This is a genomic window from Sphingomonas sp. LR60, from assembly GCF_036855935.1.
Classification (GTDB): Bacteria; Pseudomonadota; Alphaproteobacteria; order Sphingomonadales; family Sphingomonadaceae; genus Sphingomonas.
In genome coordinates this window covers 1,226,078-1,247,302 of sequence record NZ_JASPFK010000001.1, presented here as the reverse complement: position 1 = coordinate 1,247,302, position 21,225 = coordinate 1,226,078, and the positions used below count along the sequence as shown (strand labels likewise).

Genomic DNA, 21,225 nt, shown 5'->3' with positions numbered 1-21,225 from the left:
CTCGTCCTCGCACCGCGCGGTCGCGACGCGTCCCTGGCAGGCGCGATGCTGGCCGAAGCAAATCTCGAGACCGCTGCCTGCACCTCCCTGGCTCATCTGGTCGCCGAGCTCGACAAGGGCGCCGCCCTTGTCATCGTGACGGAGGAAGCGATCGCGACTGCCGACCTGTCCGCGCTGTCGTCATGGCTAGGCGGTCAGGAGGAATGGTCCGATCTACCGTTCATCCTCCTCACCAGCCGCGGTGGCGGGCTGGAGCGTAATCCCGCCGCGGCACGCCATCTGGAGGTATTGGGCAACGTCACGTTCCTCGAGCGCCCCTTCCATCCGACGACGCTGATCAGCATCGTCCGTTCCGCGGTGCGGGCACGACGCCGTCAATATGACGCGCGTGCGCGGCTGGTGGCGTTGCAGGACAGCGAGGCGCGCTACCGCACCTTGTTCGAAAATATCGAGGTCGGTTTCTGCATCATCGACATGATCTTCGACGACGCGGGTCACCCGGTCGACTATCGCTTCAACGAAGCGAACCCCGCGTTCGAACAGCAGGCCGGATTCCAGCCGGCCGGTCGCCGGGTGCGCGAGATCGTGCCCAACCATGAACAGCATTGGTTCGACTTCTACGGGCAGATCGCCAAAACGGGCGTCCCCGGCCGGGTGGAGGAAGGCTCTGCCACGTTGAAGCGGTGGTGGGACGTGCATGCCTTTCGCATCGGCGATCCCGCCAGCCATCGTGTAGCGGTGCTGTTCAACGACATCACGGCGCGCCGGAATGCCGAATTGCGCCTTCAGGAACTGAACCAGACGCTCGAGGTGCAGGTCGCCGTCCGCTCGGCCGAGCGGGACCGCCTTTGGAACCTGTCGCAGGACATGCTGGCGCGCGCGGATTACACAGGGATGATGTCGGCGGTCAGTCCGGCATGGACCTGGGTGCTGGGTTGGCGCAGCGACGAACTGCTGTCGCGCGGGTATGCCACCTTCATGCACCCCGACGACAAGCCGCCCACGCTCGCCGCAATCGAGGCCATGGCGCAAACGGGACAGCCGACGCGGTTCGAGAACAGGATCGCCACGCGTGACGGCGATTGGAAATGGATCGAATGGATGGTCGCGCCGGAAGCCAATGGCGCCAATTTCATCGCGGTCGGCCGTGACCTTACCCTCGCCAAGACGCGCGAAGCGGAACTCCAGGCGGCGCAGGAAGCCTTGCGACAGAGCCAGAAGATGGAGGCGATGGGCAGCCTGACCGGCGGGGTCGCGCATGATTTCAACAATCTGCTGACCCCGATCGTCGGATCGCTCGATCTGCTGAACCGCAAGGGTCTCGGCTCGGAGCGGGAGCGACGGCTGATCGACGGCGCGTTGCAGTCGGCCGAGCGGGCCCGGACGCTCGTTCAACGTCTGCTGGCATTCGCCCGCCGCCAGCCGCTTCAGCCAATGGCCGTCGACGTGCGGCAACTCGTTGAGGGGATGCTCGACCTGATCGGGTCGACGCTGGGGCCGACGATCGCGGTACGATTTCAGGCGGCTTCCGAACTGCCGGTGGCAAAGGCCGATGCCAACCAGCTGGAGATGGCGCTCCTGAACCTGGCGGTGAACGCGCGCGACGCCATGCCCGATGGTGGGAACCTGACGATCGAGGTGTCGCGCGAGTCGGTCAGGGACGCGCGGCCCGGACTGTCGCGTGGCCATTATGTACGGATCAGCGTAAGAGACACCGGGACCGGCATGGACGAGCAGACGCGCGCACGCGCGATCGAGCCGTTTTTCTCGACCAAGGGGATCGGCAGGGGCACGGGGCTAGGCCTGTCGATGGTCCACGGGCTCGCGGCGCAACTGGGAGGCGCGCTGACGATCGACAGCGCGCTCGGCGTGGGAACCACGGTCGCGCTCTGGTTGCGCGTCGGTCATGATCTCCCCGAGGCCGAGCAGCGATCCGCCCACGCCGCTGAACGGGGCGCCGATGCGAAGGGGTTGATCCTGCTGGTCGATGACGAAGACCTCGTGCGCATGAGCACGGCGCACATGCTCTCAGACCTCGGCTACGACGTGGTCGAGGCAGCGTTAGGGGAAACGGCTCTGCAGATGGTGCGCGACGGCCTAGCCCCGGAACTCCTTGTCACAGATCACCTCATGCCGGGGATGACCGGCGCCCAATTGATCAAGGCCCTGAAAGAAATTCGACCTGATCTGCCGGCATTGATCGTCTCGGGTTATGCTGAAGCGGAAGGCATCGATCCGGCCGTGCCCCGCATCACGAAGCCATTCCGGAGCAGCGAACTTGCCGACGCACTGACTGAAGTGCTGAGGTGATCGTGATCAAGCCCACTGGATGGCAAGCCAGTTCCACCATCCAGGCCGGCTACGCGCCTTCCCCTTCGCCGCTTGGCCCGCACGCCCGTCGCCAAGTCAAGTCAAGTCAACGGTCGTCGCTCTTCGAGACCGCGGGCAGCATCATCGACCAGGCTCGGGCGGCGGACGGCACTGATGCTGCAAACGGCGCGATGCCGGATGCTCAGCCTCAGGGCCTGATCAGCCCGGCGCCGCGCAGTGCCTCGTTGATCGTCGCCGCCGGATCGAAGCGCGTGGACGACGGGAACGGGGCGATGGGCGTCTCTACCGCTCGGAGTGGCGCAAGCGCGGGAACGATGCCCCACGCGGCCGCGATGCGGTAGGTGGAAGATATGCCGGCGTCGAGCATGTGCGGCCCGGGCGATCCGCAGGCTTCGTCGCCACGGGTCGCCAACGGTGTGCCGTGCCCCATCCCCGCGACCACATATTCCTCGATCACCGCGCGGCCGGCAGCGTCGCGCCAGCTTCGGTGGACGTGCCCCGCGACCCGCTCGGTCGTGTCGGGATCGGTGACGCCGTGGAGCCCGCGCCATTGGTCGACGATCATCGCGGCGTTGACCGCGTCGACCGTGGCGTCGCTGCTGCCGTGCCAGACCGACACGGTGGGCCATGGTCCCCGATGCGGCGACGCGGCCCGTACCCGCTCACCGAGGGTTGCGCGATCATGGCCACGGCCGCGCATTCGCTCCAGCGCCTCGGGCACTCCGCGCGCGACACCGAACGGCAGCCCGGCGATGATCGCACCGCCGGCGAACAGCTCGGGATAGCAGGCCAACATCGCCGAAGTCATCGCCCCGCCCGCTGATAGGCCGGTCACGAAAACCCGTGCCGGGTCGAGCCCGTGGCGCTCGACCGTGGCGACGATCATCTCGCGGATCGACTCTACCTCGCCGCTACCGCGCCGCACGTCCTCGGGCGAAAACCAGTTGAAGCAGAGATTGGGATTATTCGCCCGCTGTTGTTCGGGGAACAGCACGGCGAAGCCGAACCGATCGGCAAGCTCGGACCAGCCCGAACCGTGGTCGTAAGCCGCGGCGGTCTGCGTGCACCCATGGAGCACCACGACCAGCGGGGCATTGGCAGCAAGGCCGGGTGGCACGTGCAACAGCGCGCGCAAGTCTCCCGGATTGCTGCCGCAACCTTCCGTCGGCGCGAGTTTGTTGTTCGGTTCACCGGCATGCAGGATGGACGGTGACATTTTCTTTAGCCGAGCGATGGTGTCGGAAATCGAGCGCATGGCGATGCTCCTTACGGGCAGTATCGAGCAACAGACCGGAGATGCGACTGCCGCGCACGCGATCATTGTGCGTTGCAGCATAACTGGGGTGCCTGCGATGATCCTGCAAGTGAGTGCCTAGTGAGCATCGGCACCCTGCGACGACCAGCCGGGTGAGGTTGTAGGGCTTCAACGATCACGTGCGCGAAGATGGCCTGAACGAAAAGCTCGTGGACGGCGCGATCCGCGAAAAACCGCGCCGCCACGCCCATCGTCTGGTGTGCCTAGCTTGACCGGATCATCGCTCCCGTCAAATGTGGACACCAGCCGCTGGGGTCGGCCCACTAGAATTTGGCGCGAACACCAAAGTTGTAGCGTGCCCCGGTTTCCTGCTGCAACAAATAACGATCCTTGATCACCGACCATTCGTCGATGAACTGGTTCGTGACATTCACGCCCTGAACATAGACCTGGAAATTGGGGGTGAAATCGTAGGAGACGTTGAAGTCGAGCTGCCCGTAGGACGAGCGGTTGCGGGGGCGAGACTGGCTGTCGCGGCAGTTGCGCAGATAATCCGAGCGCCAGTTGTAGGATACACGCGCCGACAGGCCATATTGTTCGTAGAAGACGCTGCCGTTCGCCGAGTGCGGCGACAGGCCGTTGTAGCCGCATTGGAAATCGGGGAGCGTCTGATCGCGTTCGGCGCTGCTGGCGACATAGGTGTAGTTGCCGGTCACGCCGAAGCCACCGACGAAGCCGCCGAGCGCATCGAACGAATATTGCCCACCGACCTCGACGCCCTTGATTTTACCGCTTTGCCCATTGCGCGTGCGGGTGTCCTGATAGATCCGCCCGAAGCGTTCGACCGGCAGCGTCTGCAGCTCGAGGAAGTCCGACAGATCCTTGTAGAAGCCACCGACGCTGATGTAGCTGACACGCGACAGATACCATTCCAGCGACAGGTCGTAATTGGTGGAGCGGAACGGCAGCAGGCTCGGATTGCCGCCCGACGACAGTGGCACCGCGATGCGTCCGCCATAATCGTTGTTCACGCCCAGATCGGTCAGCGTCGGCCGCGTGATCGTCTGCGAGAAGGCGCCGCGCGCGATTAGCTTCTCGGTCAGGTTGTACTTCAAATTGGCCGAGGGCAAGGCGTTGACGTAGCTGCTGCGCACCGCGATCGCCGTCGCGGGGCCATAGGTATATTGCAGCGTATCGTCACCCGGCGTGTTGGCGATGCCGGTGACCGGCGTGTCGAACCCGGACGACAGCACCTGCGTACGGATCACGCGCACGCCGGCGTTACCGGTCCAGCGTTCGCCCCCGAACTGCATGCTGATATAGCCCGCGATCAGCCGCTCCTGCACGTTGACGGTACCGCGCAACTGCTCGCGGACGCCGAAGGGACCACCGGGCAGTGCCTGTACCTGCGCCGCGAACGCCGCCTGTTGCGCGGGCGTCCGTCCGTTCGACGGGATGCTAAGCGTCGCGGGATCGTTGAGATAGGCGAGGAACGCTTGCGGATCGACCTCGAACAGCGACGGCGGGATGTTCTGCCCGCCGCCCAGCAGGTCACCCCATTCATATGGCTTGAGCAGCCCCGACGCGATCGGCACCTGATAGCCGCAATAGGTGCAGTTCGAATCGCTGTTGTTGAACTGGCGATTGATCTTGCGCCGCTGCGTATACGAACCACCCAAGGTGACGTTGCGCAGGATCGAGTCGTCGACGGTCCATTTGGTGTCGAAATGATATTCAGAGCCGCGGTCGCGCGTGCGATTCGCGTCGATACCCATATAGTGCAGCCGCATCAGATCGGCGTTGTTGATGATGTTGTTCTCGTAGGAGATCGCCGGAACGCCCTTCCCGCCGTCGAGCGAGAATTGGTAGCTGTAGGGCAGCAGCGCGCCATAGACGAGATACGCGTTGGGCGAATTGCGGTTGGCACCGGTCGTCGAGGCATCGAAGCGCAGCTCGACATTATCCGTCGGGTTCCACTTGATGTTGCCGCCGACCTGATAGCTGTCCGACTTGCGGTTGGTCGTGTTGTAGACGTGGTCGACCTTGGCGTTGACGCCGTTGTTGGTCAGCCCGGGGTTGGCGGCTAGGAAGCCGGGGTTCGCGGCGATGAAGTCGCGGCCCAGCATCGTCAGGCTGGTCGCGGTGTTGTTGCCGTCGAATGTCGGTTCAAAGTACGGCGCGGCCATGAAGTTATCGAGCCGGCGCGTCACGCCCGAGATGTTGAAGCGCGAGTAGATGCCGTCGACGGTGATCTCCAACGTGTCGGTCGGCCTGAACTGCAGCGCGCCGGACACGTTGATCCGCTCGCGCTCCTCTTGCGCGCGCTGGTAGTAGACGCTTTGCGGCAGGTTGGCGTTGCCGGTCACCGGATAACGGGAATCGCTGCCGGTAATGAGCGTCGGGACGCCGCCGATCGTCTGGACGATGTCGGGGCGGCCGTTGATCCAGCCGTCGATCGCGATCTGATCGGTTTGGCTCTTGCGCTTGGTATAGGAGCCGGCGAGCAGCACGCCGAACGTCTTGTCCGGGTTGGCATAGGACACTGTCCCCGCGAGGTCGGGCGTGACCTTCTCGCGAGAGCGGTCGTAGATGCCGCCGATCTGCGCCGCGGCGTGGAGGCCGGTGCGGCCCTCCAGCGGACGGGCGGTGACGATGTTGACCGTCGCGCCGATCCCGCCTTCCTGCAACTCGGGCACCGGCGACTTGAAGACGTCGGTGCGCTGGATCATGTTCGACGACAGGACATCGAAGGAAAATTCGCGACCGGCATTGTCGGTGGCCATGACGCGGCCGTTGACCAGCACGGTGTTGAACTCCGGCCCCAGCCCACGGACGGTGATGAACTGCCCCTCGCCGCCCGAGCGATCGATCGCGACGCCGGTAATGCGTTGAAGCGACTCAGCGATGTTCGCGTCGGGGAATTTGCCGACGTCGACCGCGGTGATCGAATCCACGATCTGGTTGGCGTCGCGCTTCACTTGCGCGGACGAACTGAGGCTGGCGCGAATGCCGGTGACGACGATGTCGCCGCCCACCGCGGGTTCCCCGGCAACTGTTGAGGGCGTTTGCGGCGCGTCGGCGGGCTCGGCGCTCGGTGACGTGGTATCAGCGGCAGGCGCCTGATCCGTTGGTAGAGTCTGCGCGTAAGGCGTCGACCCCGCTGCCTGTGCCAGCGCCATCGTCGGCAGCGAGCATCCGGCGCCAAGCGCCGCCATCATCAACCACGACCTCATATTTCTCTCCCGAGCGTTTTCTCAGACTCACGCGGGAAAGAAGCGTCGACCATTTCTGGCGACGTCGTTGCGCCACTCTCCCTGTGCTTGGAAGCGAAGCGGCTTTGATAGGATTAATCAACCATTTTGCGGTGAATATGTCGTGCGGTACGGTTTAGTCGCAACGCAGCAACAATGCGACGCGTCCACGAGATTATGCGTCGCGCCAGTTCAGGCCTATTGGTTGGGTCCTACATTGGTTCATCGCTAATCTAAATCAACGAGCACCCGCGGCTGGCTTTTCGGGAATTGACGGTCGCGGCCGGCAGCGGATGGTAAATCATTGAGCCCGCTTCGCTATACTCATCGAAAACGGGGCCGCGTCGGGCTGCGCGCCCCACGCCTTGTTCGGGGTCGGCCCCATGACGAAGCGAAGCGTGCCACCGGCCTGCAACGCCTCGCGCGACAGCCACGGCCGGTCATGCGCCAAGCCGTTCAGCGTTACCGACTGAATATAGACGTTATCGCGATTGTTGTTCTGCGCCTCGATCGTGAGCAATTTGCCGCCCGGCATCGTCACGCGCGCACGTCGGAACAGCGGGCTACCGATCGCATATTGCCCGACGGTCGGCGTCACCGGATAGAAGCCCAAGGCCGAGAAAACGTACCAGGCCGAAGTCTGGCCATTGTCCTCGTCGCCGGGATAGCCGTCGGGCGCCGAGGAGTAGAGCTTGCGCATCACCTCGCGCGCGTGGAATTGCGCCCTCCACGGCGCACCGGCCCAGTCGTACAGATAGATCATGTGCTGGATCGGCTGGTTGCCGTGCGCATATTGCCCCATGTCGACGATCTGCATCTCGCGGATCTCGTGGATGACCTGTCCATAGTAGCTGTCGTCGAAGATTGGCTGGGTCGAAAAGACCGAGTCCAGCCGGGCGACGAACTCGTCGCGTCCGCCCATCAGGTCGATCAGGCCCGCGACATCCTGCATCACCGACCAGCTGTAATGAACCGAATTGCCCTCGGTAAACGCATCGCCCCATTTGTACGGGTTGAACGGCGTCGACCACGATCCGTCGCGGTTGCGCCCGCGCATCCAGCCGCTCTGCGCGTCGAACAGCTTGCGGTAATTCTGCGCCTGCGCGGCATATTTGCGTGCGTCATCACTCTTGCCGAGCGCCGCGGCGAGCCGCGACAGTGAGAAATCGGCGGTGGCATATTCGAGCGTCCGCGCCGCATTTTCGTTGATGCCGACGTCATAGGGAACGTAGCCGAGCTGGTTGTACAGCTCGACGCCCTCGCGCCCGACCGCGGTCAATACCTTGCCCTTGGCATCGCGCGGGCGGCCCTGCGACGTGGTCGCGTTCTTGACCATCGCTTCGTAGAGCTTGTTGACGTCGAAGCCGCGCACACCGTTTAGATATGCGTCGGCGATCAGATTGGCCGAGTTCGATCCGATCATGACGCTGCGATGCCCGGGGCTCGCCCATTCCGGCAGCCAACCCGATTCCTTGTAGGTGTTGACCAGCCCCTGCATGATCTCGCCGTCACGCTCGGGACACATCAGCGCGAAGAAGGGGAAGACCGCGCGCCACGTGTCCCAGAAGCCGTTGTCGGTATAGAGCGGCCCGGCGTGCACCTTCCCGTCGTACGGGCTGTAATGGACCTGCTGCCCGCGCGCATCAATCTCGTGGAATTGTCGCGGGAACTGCAACATCCGCCAGAGGGCCGAATAGAAGGTGCGGCGATTGTCGATGTCGGGATCGTCGATCTGGATCCGGTCCAGCTCGCGCGTCCATGCCGCCTTCGCCTTGGCCTGTGTCGCACCGAACGTGTCGCGCCCGATCTCGCGGTCGAGGTTGCGCTGCGCCTGCTCCGCGCTGATGAACGACGATGCGACGCGCACCGCCACCTGCTCGCCCGCGCGCGTCGCGAAGCTGACCACCGCGCCGACATGATCGCCCTCGGCGCTGCGGCCGTTCGTCACTGTGCCCGCGCCGTCGAAGGTCCGCGTCACCGTGAAGTCACGATCGAATTCCGCGACGAACCAGTTGCGGAAGTTGGTGGGCACGCCGCCGTGATTGTTGCGGACATAGCCGGTGATCCGCCGACGCTTCGGGTCGATCGACACCATCGACCCGCCCGCATATCCGTCCAGCAGCACGTGCGCCTGATCGGTCTTCGGGAAGGTGAAGCGGAACTGCGCGGCGCGCTCGGTCGGGGCTACTTCGGCAGTCACGTCATAGTCGGCGAGATAGACCTTGTAGCCATAGGCGGTGCTGACCTCCGCCTTGTGGCTGAACCATGACGCGCGATCGGCTTCCTTCACCTTCAGCGCGCCGGTCATCGGCAGCAGCGCGAAGGCAGCATAATCGTTCATCCACGGGCTCGGCTGATGGGTCTGCTTGATGCCGTTCATGCGATGCGCGCTATAGGTATAGCCCCAGCCATCGCCCATCTTGCCCGTCACCGGCGTCCATGCGTTCATCCCGAACGGCAGCGCGATCGCCGGATAGGTGTTGCCATACGACAGCTCGTAGCTGGAGTCGGTGCCCATCAGCGGATTGACCAGATCGATCGCCGCCACCGGTACGTCCTGCGCGAAGGTCATCGCCGGGGTGGCGATCATCGTTCCCGCGCACAGCGCCGCGATCCCCTTGCGCATCAGCTTCCTGCTCAACGGTCTTCCTCTCAGCGTAGCGGACGCGGCGCGGTGACGCCGGAGTTTGTCAGCTTGACCGGCACGATCGATCCATCCGCGGCGAAGCGCATCGGCTCGATCGCGATCTGGCGATGCTCGCCCTTCTCGTCGTTTAGCGGACGCCGGTGATAGACGATGTACCAGTCATCGCTACCCGGTACGCTGACCACCGAATGATGCCCTGCCCCGCGCGCGACCTTCATGTCCTGCGCGACGATCGTGCCGCGCTTCGTGAACGGTCCGATCGGCGAGGCGCCGGTCGCGTAGGCGACGCGGTAATCCGGCCCGGTCCAGCCGCCCTCCGACCACATCAGGTAATAGACGCCCTTGCGCTTGATGACGAACGATCCCTCGACATAGCCCGGCGGCGTGATCTCCTTGAACGTCGTCCCATCGGCGTGCCTTTCGACCGACTTCAGATCGGCGGACAGCCGCACGACGTTGCAATGCTTCCAGCCGCCGTAAAAGAGATAGACCTGTCCATCGTCGTCGCGAAACACGAACGGGTCGATCGGCTGCGCACCATTGTGGAACGCACCGATCAACGGCTTGCCGAGCGCATCGCGAAACGGGCCGCCGGGCGTGTCGCTGACCGCGACGCCGATCCCGCCCGCCTCGTTGTCGCTCTGGATGTCGTTGGCGCTGAAGAACAGATAGTAGCGCCCGTTCACCTCGATCGCGGACGGCGCCCAGACCGCATAGGATGCCCAGGCGATATTCTCGACATCGAACACGCGCCGGTGCTTGGTCCAGTGCACCAGATCGGGGGACGAAAACGCGTCGAAGAACGTCTGCTTGGCATAGGATGGCCGCACCATCCGGCGCTTGCGATCCTCGCGCTGCTGCGCGGAGAAGCGCGATGGCGTGGCCGGGGTGGCGGGGTCATCCGAATAGGTCGGGTAGATCCAGTATTTGCCGGCGAAGATGCGAATTTCCGGATCGGCATACCAGCCGGGGACGATCGGGTTGGCGGCCCAAAGCGCACCTGCCGACAGCAGCGTCGCTCCCGTGACCAACGCCGCCTTCACCAGGCGGTTTACCGCACGTCTTTTCATGAAGCGCCCCTTGTCGAAAAAGTGGGTGGCCGCACCGCGACCACCCAGGGGGAAGGATAACCGGTGTCAGAACTTGTACGAGACGCCGACATAGGCACGCCGGCCGGAATAGACGTTCGAGATGAACCGCGCATCGGTGTCGTTGCCGAGATGCTGGCGCTGTTCGGACTTCGTCAGGTTGATCACCGAGGCGCTCAGGACGAAATTCTCGAACAGATTGTACGAGGCGTTCAGATCGATCTGCTCATAGGGATCGTCATAGACGTTCAGCCCGGATTGCAGCCCGCGCACCACCTCGCCGCGCCGGTTGTACGAGGCGCGCAGCAACATGCGGTCGTTTTCGTAGAACAGCGATCCGTTGAGCTGCGTCTTCGCGCTGCCGACCAGGGGCGAGCTGCCGACGTTCTGCCCCTCGAGCGTGATCTGCGCCACCGACGTGTCGTTATAGGTGAAGTTCACCTGCGCACCGAGCCCGAACGGCAGCGTATGTTGCGCATAAAGCTCGACACCCTGCGACCGCGCGTTCGAACCGTTGGCCACCGTGCTGTACGGCTGGATCAACTCCGGCTGGCCGTTCACGGTCTGCGTGACGTCGAGCACCAGCGGCACGATGAAGTCCGACACGTCCTTGCGGAACGCGGTCGCGCCCAGCACCGACCCGCGCTTGAAATACCATTCGATGCCGATGTCATATTGCCACGCCTTGAAGGGATTGAGCGCGCCATTGCCACCCGATCCCGACCAGCCCTCGCGCTCGCCGAACTGCCGCCGATCGAACGCATATTCCGGCGAGCGATAGGTCAGGTTGCGCTGCGACCCCAGGTTGGTGAACGCCGGCCGTGCGATCACCCGCGCCACCGCACCACGCAGCAGCAGGTTGTCGGTGATGTCGTACGATGCGTTCAGGCTCGGCAGCCAGTCGCTGTACGTTCGCGTCTGATCGAGTTGCGTGTTCACGATCGTCTCCCGCTGCGCGAGCGGCAGCGTGATGCAATTGCCGTCGGCGCCGACCGGCGGCGTCACGAACGGGCCGCCCTCTGCGTTAACGCAATAATCGTTCAGGATCTGCAACCGGTCTGACGTGACGCCGGTCTGCCGCGTGTTGACGTATCGCAGGCCCAGGTTGCCGCGAAACCGCTCGGCCTTGAAATTGGCCTGGACGTAGCCGGCCCAGATCCGCTCGCCAATGCCATAGACGAAGCCGGTTTCGTCGACGCGCACCGCCTCGCCATAGGTGTCGGTCAGGTAGTTCAGGTAGTTGCGGAAATCGATCGCCGGAAAGGCATTGCCGCTGAACCCGCCGGCAATATTGCCGAGCGGCTTGTCGAAGAAGAAGCCTGGCCGGGTGGTCGCGGCACCGGGCGTATCCTGGTAGCGCAACTGAGTGGCCGGATCGGCATACCATTCGTTCCGACCGGTGGCGCGATTGACCTGCCCGTCGCGCCACTTCGCGCCGACCTGCACTGAGTCGAGGAACGTTTCGAACTGCCGCGTGAGATCGAGCTGCGCATAGCGTTGCGCGATCGAGCTTCGATTGAACGATGAATTGGTCGAACCCAGATCGATCTGCGTCAGGCCGTTGTTGATGTTGTTCTGTAGCTCAGGCGAAAATTCGAAGTTCGCCGACTGGTCGGTGAAATTCCAGGCGCTGTACTGATTGCCGTTGATCCCAACGATGCCGTTCACGACGCGCGGCTTGGCCGCCACGCTGAACCGCGCCGAAGGACCGCCGGTCGCGCGCGTCTTGCCGAGCTTGAACACCGCCTCGAAGCGATCGCGCTTGAACGCGCCCTCGACGTCGAAGGTGTTCGAGACCGCCTTCTCACGGCTGTAGGTGCCGTAGATCTGCGGCGTTTCCATCGTGCAGGGCGGCTGATTGCCGATCTGCACGCGGCACCCGGTACCGTCGGGGGGCACCTGGAATTGCGCGGACTGGAAGATCGTGCCGCTCTTGTCGAGCGTCGCCCCGGAGAAGAAATTGCCATAACCCCATTCCGGGATCTGGATGCCGTTGCTGATATAGTTGTCGTCGACCTGGAAGCGGAAGTAATTGGCCGTGACGGTGAAGTCGTCGAACGGCTTCATCTGCGCGGTTGCCTGGATACCCAGCCGCTTGCGGTTCTGCTCGGTGACGGTCTGGCTGACCTGTTGCGGCGCCCAATAGCCCGAGAAACGCTGCCCCGACTGCGTGGTCGCGCCGCTGTCCTCCGGCCAATAGGAGATCGCATCGTCATTGGCATAGGGATTGCCGTTGACGTCGGTCGCCGGCTCGTTCGCGCGGTCGTAGGTCCACCAATTCCAGCTCGACGCCGCGGCGCGGTGATCGCGTACCGTCCGCTCCTGATAGGTCGCACCGACGAGGAAGCCGAGCGTTTCGTCCTGGTTCTTCCACGACAATTGCCCGCCGATCTGCGGCTGCACCTTCTCGGTCACGTCGGCGTAGGTACCCTCGACCGAAACGAAGCCGCTGAGTGACTTCAAATCGAGCGGGCGGCGCGTGTGGAGGATGATCGTACCGCCGACTCCGCCTTCGTCCAGCCGCGCCTCGGGCGATTTGAACACGTCGACGCTGCCGATCATGTTCGACGGCAGCAGCAGATAGTTGAACGAGCGCGATGGTTCGTTGTCGTCCGCCGAGGCGATGAAATTGCCGTTGAGCTGCGTCAGCGTAAGGTCGGATTGCAGACCGCGAATACTGACGCGCGAGCCCTCGCCGCCATCGCGGTCGATAATGATACCCGGCACGCGCTGGAGCGAATCCGCCACGTTCTTGTCGGGGAATTTGCCGATGTCCTCGGCAGTGATGACATCGACGAAGGCATTCGCCTCGCGCTTGCGGCTAAGGCTTTCCTCGATCGACCGGCGATAGCCCGTCACGACGATGTCGCCTGCCGCTGTGTCTCCGGCCGGCGCAGCTCCAGTATCCTGCGCGGTGCCAACATTGCTGTCCGGGACCGAGCTGTCCTGCGTGGCAGCGTCCGGCGCGACGGCGGGTGCGGTAGCCGGCGTGGTATCCTGCGCATGGGCTGCGGCGGCGATACTGCAGCCGGCACTTGCCAACAGCAACGCCATCAAACGCCGCCCGGGCATTCCCGGCCGATCACGATGATCAGACATTCGACCGCTCCCTTGTCCCGGCTGGGCATCTGCCCGCAACCGGCTCCCTGTGCTGTCGAGGGCACCTGCACGCTCGTGAGCTGGCGTCGGTTCACGACTGAATAGCCGTGCCTGTCTCGTCCCTGCGACGCGCCTCGTTTCGCAATAAAGAAAATGGTTTGTCAAATAGAATTCGCGAGAAACATTTTGAAATGATCCACTTAACACAGGTTTGACTAACGATTGCGCTGCCGCATGGCGGCGGTGCGACGCCGTCGCTCGTCAAAGACTTCGGGGTGGAGGACCGCTATTGCCGCTTGTATTTGAGGTACCTGCAACGGACAGGTGAGCAAGTGCCGGGCCGGGAGAGACATGTGGGCAACGACCAACGACGCAGCACGGCCATTGCGCTCGCCTCCTGCGCCGCGGCGATGGCGTTGGCCGTGATCACCGCGGCGCCAGTCGCCGCGCAGGTGGCCGACACCATCGCCGCAGTCGACCCCCTTATCGGGACAGGCGGCGAAGGACACACCTTCCCCGGCGCGGTCGCCCCCTTCGGCATGGTGCAGCTGTCGCCCGACACCGACACCCGCTGCGTCATCCGTGAATGCTATGCGCATGCAGCGGGTTATCGGCACGATGATCCGACGATCGAAGGCTTCAGCCACACGCACTTCTCGGGCGCCGGCCACTCCGACCTCGGCGACATTCTGGTGATGCCGGCGTCCGGCGAGACGGTCGCGATGGATCCGGGCACCGTCGCGGCGCCGGGCTATCGATCACGCTTCTCGCATGCCAGCGAACAGGCGACGCCTGGCTATTATGCGGTGACGCTGGACAGTCCGAAGGTGCGCGCCGAGCTGACCGCGGGCACGCGCGTCGGGGTCCACCGCTATGCATTCCCTGCCGGACAGGCCGCGCATCTGATCGTCGACCTGCGCAGCTCCCTCTATAACTATCCCGGCAAGATCCTGTGGTCGGGGCTGCACCTGCGCGCCGACGGCACGCTGACCGGCTTTCGCGAGACGCGCGGCTGGGCACCGGGGCGCAAGTTGTTCTTCGCGATGCGCTTCTCCGCGCCGTTAACTGGCCACGCGCTGCTCGATCGCGAAAAGGATGTCACGTACAAGGGGTTTGCGCCGCCGGGACTGGGCACCGACCAGCTCGCCGAGAAGCTCGGCCGGGCACTGGAAGCACGGCTCGATTTCGGCGCGCTCGATCGCCCGCTCGAGGTGAAGGTCGCTTTGTCGGGGGTAGACGAGGCCGGTGCGGTCGCCAATCTGGACGCCGAACCGGGCGACTTCGACGCCGTCCGCACACGAACGCAAGCAGCGTGGCGCGACGCACTTGGCGCGATCGAGATCGATGCGCCGTCGCCGATGAAGACGATCGTCGCCACCGCGCTTTATCACAGCCTGATCGCGCCCAGCGTGTGGAGCGATGCCGATGGTCGCTGGCGCGGGCCCGACGATCAGGTTCATCGCGCCGAAGGCTACACGCAGCGATCGACGTTTTCGCTGTGGGACACGTTCCGTGCCGAACACCCGCTGCTGACGTTGGTGCAGCCGGAGCGCACGACCAGCGATATTGTCAACTCGCTGCTCGCGAGCCAGCGCTTCAGCCCGCACGGCATCTTGCCCGTGTGGCAGTTTGCCGGACGCGAGACCTGGACGATGATCGGCTATCATGCCGTCCCGGTGATCGCCGACGCGTACATGAAAGGCATCCGCGGCTTCGACGCCCATGCCGCGCTCGACGCGATGGTCGCCAGCGCCAGCTATGCTCCTTACGGCGGCCTCGGCGAGTACATGACCCGCGGTTATGTTCCGATCGACCGCGAGCCGGAAGCGGCATCGAAGACCGTCGAATATGCCTATGACGACTGGACGATCGCGCAGATGGCGCGGGCGCTGGGGCGCACCGACGTGGCGGCACGGTTCGACCGCCGGGCGACCTTCTGGCGTAACAGCTTCGACGTGAAGACCGGCTGGCTACGTGCGCGCCGCAGCGACGGCGCGTTCCGCACGCCGTTCGATCCGACTGCGATCAACTACGGCTCTGATTATACCGAGGGCAATGCCTGGCAATATAGCTGGTTCATGCCGCAGGATCAGGCAGGACTTTTCCGACTGCTCGGCGGCGACGCGCGCGCGATCAAGAAGCTCGACGCGATGTTCGATTACGACAATTCCAAACTCGACTATAGCCATGCCGAGGATATTGCCGGGCTGATCGGCCAGTATATTCATGGCAACGAACCCAGCCACCACGTCGCCTATCTCTACAATTATGCCGGCGCGCCGTGGCGGACGCAGGAGCGGCTCGCGCAGATCGTGGCCAGCCAGTACAAGGCGACGCCGGAAGGGCTCAGCGGCAACGACGATCTGGGGCAGATGTCGGCCTGGCTCGTCTTCACCGCCCTCGGCTTCTATCCGGTTGCGCCCGGAAGCAACGAATATGTGATTGGACGGCCGTTCGTTGCCGGAGCGAAGCTGCACTTGGCGAATGGTCGCACCTTCGCCGTAACAGTCCGCAATCTTTCCGACGCCAATCGGTACATCGGTTCGCTCACGCTGAACGGCCGGCCGCTCAACCGCACTTACCTCAGAGATTCTGAAATCCGGGCTGGCGGCGCGTTGACGTTCACCATGACGGACAAGCCCGACACCCGCTGGGGTCGGTCGGTCTCGAGCCGCCCGTACTCGCAGACAACTCGTCCAGCCACCGCCGCTTCATCGAATAACTAGAGTGCGATGACACAACGTCGAACCCGAGCCGTCATTGCGAGCGTAGCGGAGCAATGACGAACGTGGGTCGGCTCCACGTCATGCCGGTCTAATCACCTTGCAACACGTCATGCGAAATGCCCAACGGCAGCCTTCGTCAAACGCGACCAGCCGGCATTCGGCCACCCGCCCGTCTTCGCCCCTTGCGATGCAACCGATACGCCAAGGCGAGTGGCTCATCCGCCGGTCAAGGTACTGACGTCACTACCTTATGCTTTCGTCGACCGCCTGGATCACGTCGATCGCTTCGTCTTCGATCCGTAGGGCGGTAAGCACTCCGGTCTCATATGCTCCCGTGTCGATTCCGATCCGGTGAGGCAGCACCGTCGCGCGATCGTCTTCCCAAGTATGCCCGTGCACGATCACCGCGGCTGACGGATCGAGATGGTCGAGGAACTCGCCGCGTATCCACAGCAAGTCCTCGCGGTGCTGCCCTTCCAACGCCACGCCCGGTTTTACGCCGGCATGGACGAAGGCATAGTCACCGGCGATTACCATCGGCTCCAAGCGATCAAGCAAACGATAGTGCGAGGTCGGCATCGCATCCAGCAGGCGATCCCGCAGCATCGTCAAGGTTGCCTTGTCCAAATCGCCATCGGGCACGTTCAAGCCGTAGGACGCCAGCGTTTCCGCGCCGCCGACCGACAGCCAGCGCGAATGCGCGGCCGGTTGATCGATGAACATGCGCAGCATCGCCTCGTGATTGCCCTCCAGCAGTGTCACGTCCACCGCACGGGAACGCGACAGCCAGTTCAGCGCCGTCAGCACCTTGGCCGAATCTGGGCCACGATCGACATAGTCGCCGCACATCACCAGCATCGGCGTTACGCCGAGATAGCGCTCTGCGGCGTCGCGGCCGATCTCGGCCAGCAGCGCGCGCAACAGGTCATAGCAACCGTGGACGTCACCCACCGCGTAGAGCGGGCGCCCCCGCTGCGCGCGCCGCGCCGCGGACCATGGGTCTCGCGCCGAAACGTGATCATTGCCACGGCGTCCGATCATCGGCGGCAGCATCGTCGGCCAGCATGCGCAGGTCCGCCGCGACCATGGCGTAGATCCGCAGTGCCTCGCGCGGACGATCCGCTGCGACATTCCGGGCGCGGATCCACTCGCTGCGATAGCCGCGGAGATCACGCACCCGCACCCCCGACGATGTCGCGTCTGCATAGGCGCGTGCCACGTCGCCGTCGGCGGCATAGAGCCGGACGTTCGTGCAGTCGGCATCGCCGTAGCAATCCGTTCGCGGCCCAGCGGCGATGGCAACGGGCGGGTTTGTCGGTTGGTCCTGGATCACGCGCGGGCTGCGACGGAACGACACGTCAGGCCGCTCGCCATCGCCGGGCGTTTCCCGGAACGCGAGACGCGGCGGGACAGACGCGGTCATCGCCTGCTTCGGCAGCTTGGCGACCACTGTTGCACTCGCGGGCACGTCCACGGGCGCAGCCGACGCCACCATGGCTTCCGGCATGACCTCGGGCGGCAACGCCATCGGTGTTGCCGTCCTGCTCTCGGAGCGCGATGCGGGTGTGGGCGCAGGCCGGGCAGCGACCGTAGTCAGACGTGCTGAAGGATCGACATTGGCGGCGCCTACCGAGTTTCCGACCACCACACCGGTCCCGATCATCGCCGCAAACCCGGCGACACTAAGTAGCGTGACGATCAACGGGCGCGAACGCAGTCGCTTCCCCTGCAGCGCCCCGGCGTGAGGGTCCGCCCGGCGCAAGGCTTCGTCGCCCGCACGCTGGCCCTCGCCAAAAATGGCGGCCATGTCGTCTGCCACCTCGCTGGCCATATCGGACGAACGGGCCGCCGAGGATGTCGAGGCTGGTGGGTTCACGTTGGGCATATCCTCACCTTTCATCCGCTAGATAGCGACAACGCCGTGAACGCTCGCTGTATTCCGCGGTCAGCCACCGCTCATGCACCACGCTTGGTTCGCCGATGCAGCTGCGGCGCGCGAACGATCACCTGTGAGAATGTTGGTAGACATGGTAAGGCAAGCGGGGGCAATAATCATGCGAGGGGCGTTCTGATTGTCAGGCAGCTGCTCCCGACTAGGCAGGATGATACGACGCTGATGCTTGATCAGTCCAAGGACGAGCCTGAGCGGCTGTACATGCATGTCGCAAGGCGTCTTCAACAATCGATCAAATTGGGGCACTACCCCGTAAACAGCCGATTACCGTCCGAGCGTGAAATCGCAGAGATTTTTGGAGTCAGCCGGCCGACAGTTCGTGAGGCAACGATCGTACTCGAGCTGCGCGGTCTTGTTGAAATGCGGCATAAAGCGGGAGCCCGCGTGATCGCCACAGAGGCCGAAGCCGAGGCCTCGTACTTGACCGATAACGTCGGCCCTTTTGAAGTTACCGAGGCACGTCGCCTGTTTGAAGGTGAAGCTGCGGCTTTGGCGGCCGCCACGATTGACCAGAAAGAATTGGCCGAACTGGAAAGCCTGCTATCGCAAATGGCAGCCAGCGACTTGGATCAAACCATCCGGGAACGTGCAGACCGCGCTTTTCATCTAACCCTGGCTGCCTCGACGCGCAACGAAGCCATCGTGAGCGTCGTTCGGACGCTTTGGGACAAACGATATAGTTCTCCGCTGTGCAGCTACCTCTTCTCGCTCGCGCGACAGCTCGGAATTCAGCCCCCAGTGGAGGATCATCGACGTATTCTCGATGCCTTACGTGCGCGGGACAGCGCCGGTGCCCGCCAAGCGATGCAAAATCACCTGAAGCGTGTCACAGAAAGCCTCTATCTGGCGACCGAGCACGACGCTCGGGAGCGCACGCGGCTGAAGATGGACGAACGCCGCCATGTTTTCGCGCGGCGTGCCGGCGTGTCCGAACCCGCCGGGTAAGTGAAGCGCGACGCTGGCAACCTCGTTGATACCTGTCCGGAAGAGCGCCCACTTGGATCGATCGTGAAGGTAAGCGAGCGCTTCCATCACGTTAGAACGCATTCAAGTGATCGTATCGCCGGCCCGCATGCTCCTCAATCGAGCGGTGCCCGATGGCTCATGCGATCAGCGAAGACTAGCGATAGCGATAAAGTCGAACCCGATACGCCTTGTTGTCAGCGGCATCCTTCGAGAACAAGCGCAGCGATTGCCCCTGCCCGGTCTCGTCACCGTTCAATCGCCGCCCGGTAACCGCCTGATTGTTGCGGAAGAACTGCTCGTCGATGCTTTCCACGCCGACGATCGGAGCACCGGGCCGATCGGTAGTAAAGCTGAGTTGTGCGTCGCCGCTGCCGATCACAAGAAACTCGTCGGCACCGTTCTGCAGGAACATCGCAGCGATGCGGCTGCTTTGATCCACATCGCCCTTGGCGCCGCTGGCGCGCACCATATTGACGATATAGTCGCCGATCCGCCCGCGCCCCGCCCGCTGCGCTCCGCCTTCCATCAGCACGGTCGTCACTGCCCCCTGCGCCTGCTTTTCAAGGATGAGCGGCGCGATCGAAGCGAGCTGCCCGTAGAGCGCCGTCATCGCCGGATCGCCTTCGCCCGCGGCGCTCAGACCGATACTCGCGTCGCCCTGCAGCACGACTCCCTCGCCATCGATCCCGAAGGGCGAAAAGCCGATCGCAGCAAGCGAACCGAAACTATAGAGGGCGTTTGCAGCGCCGACGGCCCCGCCGCGCGCCTCCGGCACGAACAACGGATTGTCGCCACGGGCATATTGCGACGCCCAATTGCCGTAATCCTCGAAATAAATGTCCGGCGCCAGAAAGTCGAGCGACGGCGCACCAGCCTTGTAGATGTCGATCGCAAACGGCAGCGGACCGCCCGAATTATACTGGCCGGGTTCGTAATTGGGCCGGATCAACGCGGCATTGGTGAACATCGGCAGCTGATATTCCGCTTTTCCCGCCGCCGTCACCTTTTCGATGAAGGTGGCGTACGCCCAGGACATGAACAGCGAGTCCGTCATGCCCGCCTCGCCAAACACTTCGCGCCACGTTCCTGCAGTGCGGGCTCCGGCGTTCTCCCACGCGGTGCGCAGCGATGGGTGCAAAGTGGTGCGATGCGCGGCGAGGTAGCGCACGATCGATTCCGGTACAGGCGCGGCGAGTGCAGCCTCGGCCGCAGCCGAATGGTCGCGGGATTCCGGGATCACGCCGACCTCATTCTCGACCTGCACCATCAACACGGTGTGCTGCGCCCCGTCGACATCGCGCAGGTGGCGCATCAGTTTGGCAAAAGCTCGCGCATCGGCGTCGCGTGTGTTGATCGAGAAGGGTGACAGTCGCTCGGTACCGCGGCCGTCACTGGTTTGCGCGCGGGCGAAACGCGCCTGATCGCGCTTCACCCATCCCGGCACGTAGCTTGAGTAGGTGTTCTTCCACGCCCCGAACCACAGAAGCACGAGGCGCAGATTCTGGGCACGTGCCCCCTTCAGCAAGCCATCGACATTGCTGAAATCGAACTGGCCTTCCCGTGGCTCGATCGTCTCCCAGGCGACGGGCGCAAGCACGGTATTGAGGTTCATCGCCTTCATGCGCGGCCAGATCGGCGCCATGTAAGCGAGATCGCTGCTGCTCGAATTGTGCAGTTCGCCGCCCAGCACGAGGAAGGGCTTACCGTCGACGATCAGCTGCGTCGCCTTCCCGCGCCGCTCGAGGTGCGGCGTGCCCGCCGACTGCGCGTGTGCCGCCGTGCCTGCGAGCAAGGCGAGCCCGGAGAGGATCGTTCGGAAGGCAGACAACAGGCTGAACATCGCAGCTCCCCAAGCAAGTCGCGTTTTCGGAAAAGCGTCGGCCTCGGTCGGGAGGCCGACGTGCCGCA

Annotated in this window: 11 protein-coding genes; 3 read left to right on the top strand and 8 right to left on the bottom strand. The window is 63.9% G+C overall.

The genetic code is table 11. The features are described from left to right. Positions 1-45: 45 nt before the first annotated feature. Positions 46-2,310: a PAS domain S-box protein gene (locus QP166_RS05695; RefSeq protein WP_443027190.1), complete on the top strand. Its 2,265-nt coding sequence runs from the start codon at positions 46-48 to the stop codon at positions 2,308-2,310. Positions 2,311-2,518: 208 nt separating this feature from the next. On the opposite strand, the gene QP166_RS05690 is transcribed toward QP166_RS05695, so the two are convergent. From QP166_RS05690 to QP166_RS05670, 5 genes are all read right to left on the bottom strand, one after another. Beyond that, positions 2,519-3,547 carry an extracellular catalytic domain type 1 short-chain-length polyhydroxyalkanoate depolymerase gene (locus QP166_RS05690; protein ID WP_333915033.1) on the bottom strand — a complete coding sequence of 343 codons (1,029 nt, stop codon included), beginning with the start codon at positions 3,545-3,547 and terminating at the stop codon, positions 2,519-2,521. A gap of 362 nt (positions 3,548-3,909) precedes the next feature. Then, entirely contained in the window at positions 3,910-6,819 is a 2,910-nt protein-coding gene (locus QP166_RS05685) for a TonB-dependent receptor (protein ID WP_333915032.1), read from the bottom strand. Between the two features lie 319 nt (positions 6,820-7,138). Further along, entirely contained in the window at positions 7,139-9,427 is a 2,289-nt protein-coding gene (locus QP166_RS05680) for a GH92 family glycosyl hydrolase (RefSeq protein WP_333917266.1), read from the bottom strand. A gap of 62 nt (positions 9,428-9,489) precedes the next feature. Continuing rightward, positions 9,490-10,554 (bottom strand): glycoside hydrolase family 43 protein, encoded by a 1,065-nt coding sequence (locus tag QP166_RS05675; RefSeq protein ID WP_333915031.1) that lies wholly within the window; start codon positions 10,552-10,554, stop codon positions 9,490-9,492. A gap of 66 nt (positions 10,555-10,620) precedes the next feature. Beyond that, positions 10,621-13,671, bottom strand: coding sequence for a TonB-dependent receptor (locus QP166_RS05670; RefSeq protein WP_333915030.1), 3,051 nt, complete (start codon positions 13,669-13,671; stop codon positions 10,621-10,623). Positions 13,672-14,054: 383 nt separating this feature from the next. Here QP166_RS05670 and QP166_RS05665 point away from each other — a divergent pair, with 383 nt between their 5' ends. Continuing rightward, positions 14,055-16,397, top strand: coding sequence for a GH92 family glycosyl hydrolase (locus tag QP166_RS05665; RefSeq protein ID WP_333917265.1), 2,343 nt, complete (start codon positions 14,055-14,057; stop codon positions 16,395-16,397). Positions 16,398-16,640: 243 nt separating this feature from the next. Here the strand turns inward: QP166_RS05665 and QP166_RS05660 are convergent, their stop codons facing one another. Together QP166_RS05660 and QP166_RS05655 are read right to left on the bottom strand one after the other, a co-directional pair. Further along, a complete protein-coding gene (locus QP166_RS05660) occupies positions 16,641-17,438 on the bottom strand; it encodes a metallophosphoesterase family protein (RefSeq protein ID WP_333915029.1) in 798 nt (265 codons plus the stop codon). Beyond that, the gene (locus QP166_RS05655) at positions 17,416-18,282 is read right to left on the bottom strand and encodes a hypothetical protein (RefSeq protein WP_333915028.1); all 867 of its coding nucleotides are present in this window, start codon (positions 18,280-18,282) and stop codon (positions 17,416-17,418) included. The genes QP166_RS05660 and QP166_RS05655 overlap by 23 nt, the downstream gene beginning before the upstream one ends. Before the next feature lie 231 nt (positions 18,283-18,513). Here QP166_RS05655 and QP166_RS05650 point away from each other — a divergent pair, with 231 nt between their 5' ends. Then, positions 18,514-19,296 carry a FadR/GntR family transcriptional regulator gene (locus tag QP166_RS05650; RefSeq protein WP_333915027.1) on the top strand — a complete coding sequence of 261 codons (783 nt, stop codon included), beginning with the start codon at positions 18,514-18,516 and terminating at the stop codon, positions 19,294-19,296. Positions 19,297-19,471: 175 nt separating this feature from the next. On the opposite strand, the gene QP166_RS05645 is transcribed toward QP166_RS05650, so the two are convergent. Continuing rightward, positions 19,472-21,157: a GH35 family beta-galactosidase gene (locus QP166_RS05645; protein ID WP_333915026.1), complete on the bottom strand. Its 1,686-nt coding sequence runs from the start codon at positions 21,155-21,157 to the stop codon at positions 19,472-19,474. Positions 21,158-21,225 lie beyond the last annotated feature (68 nt).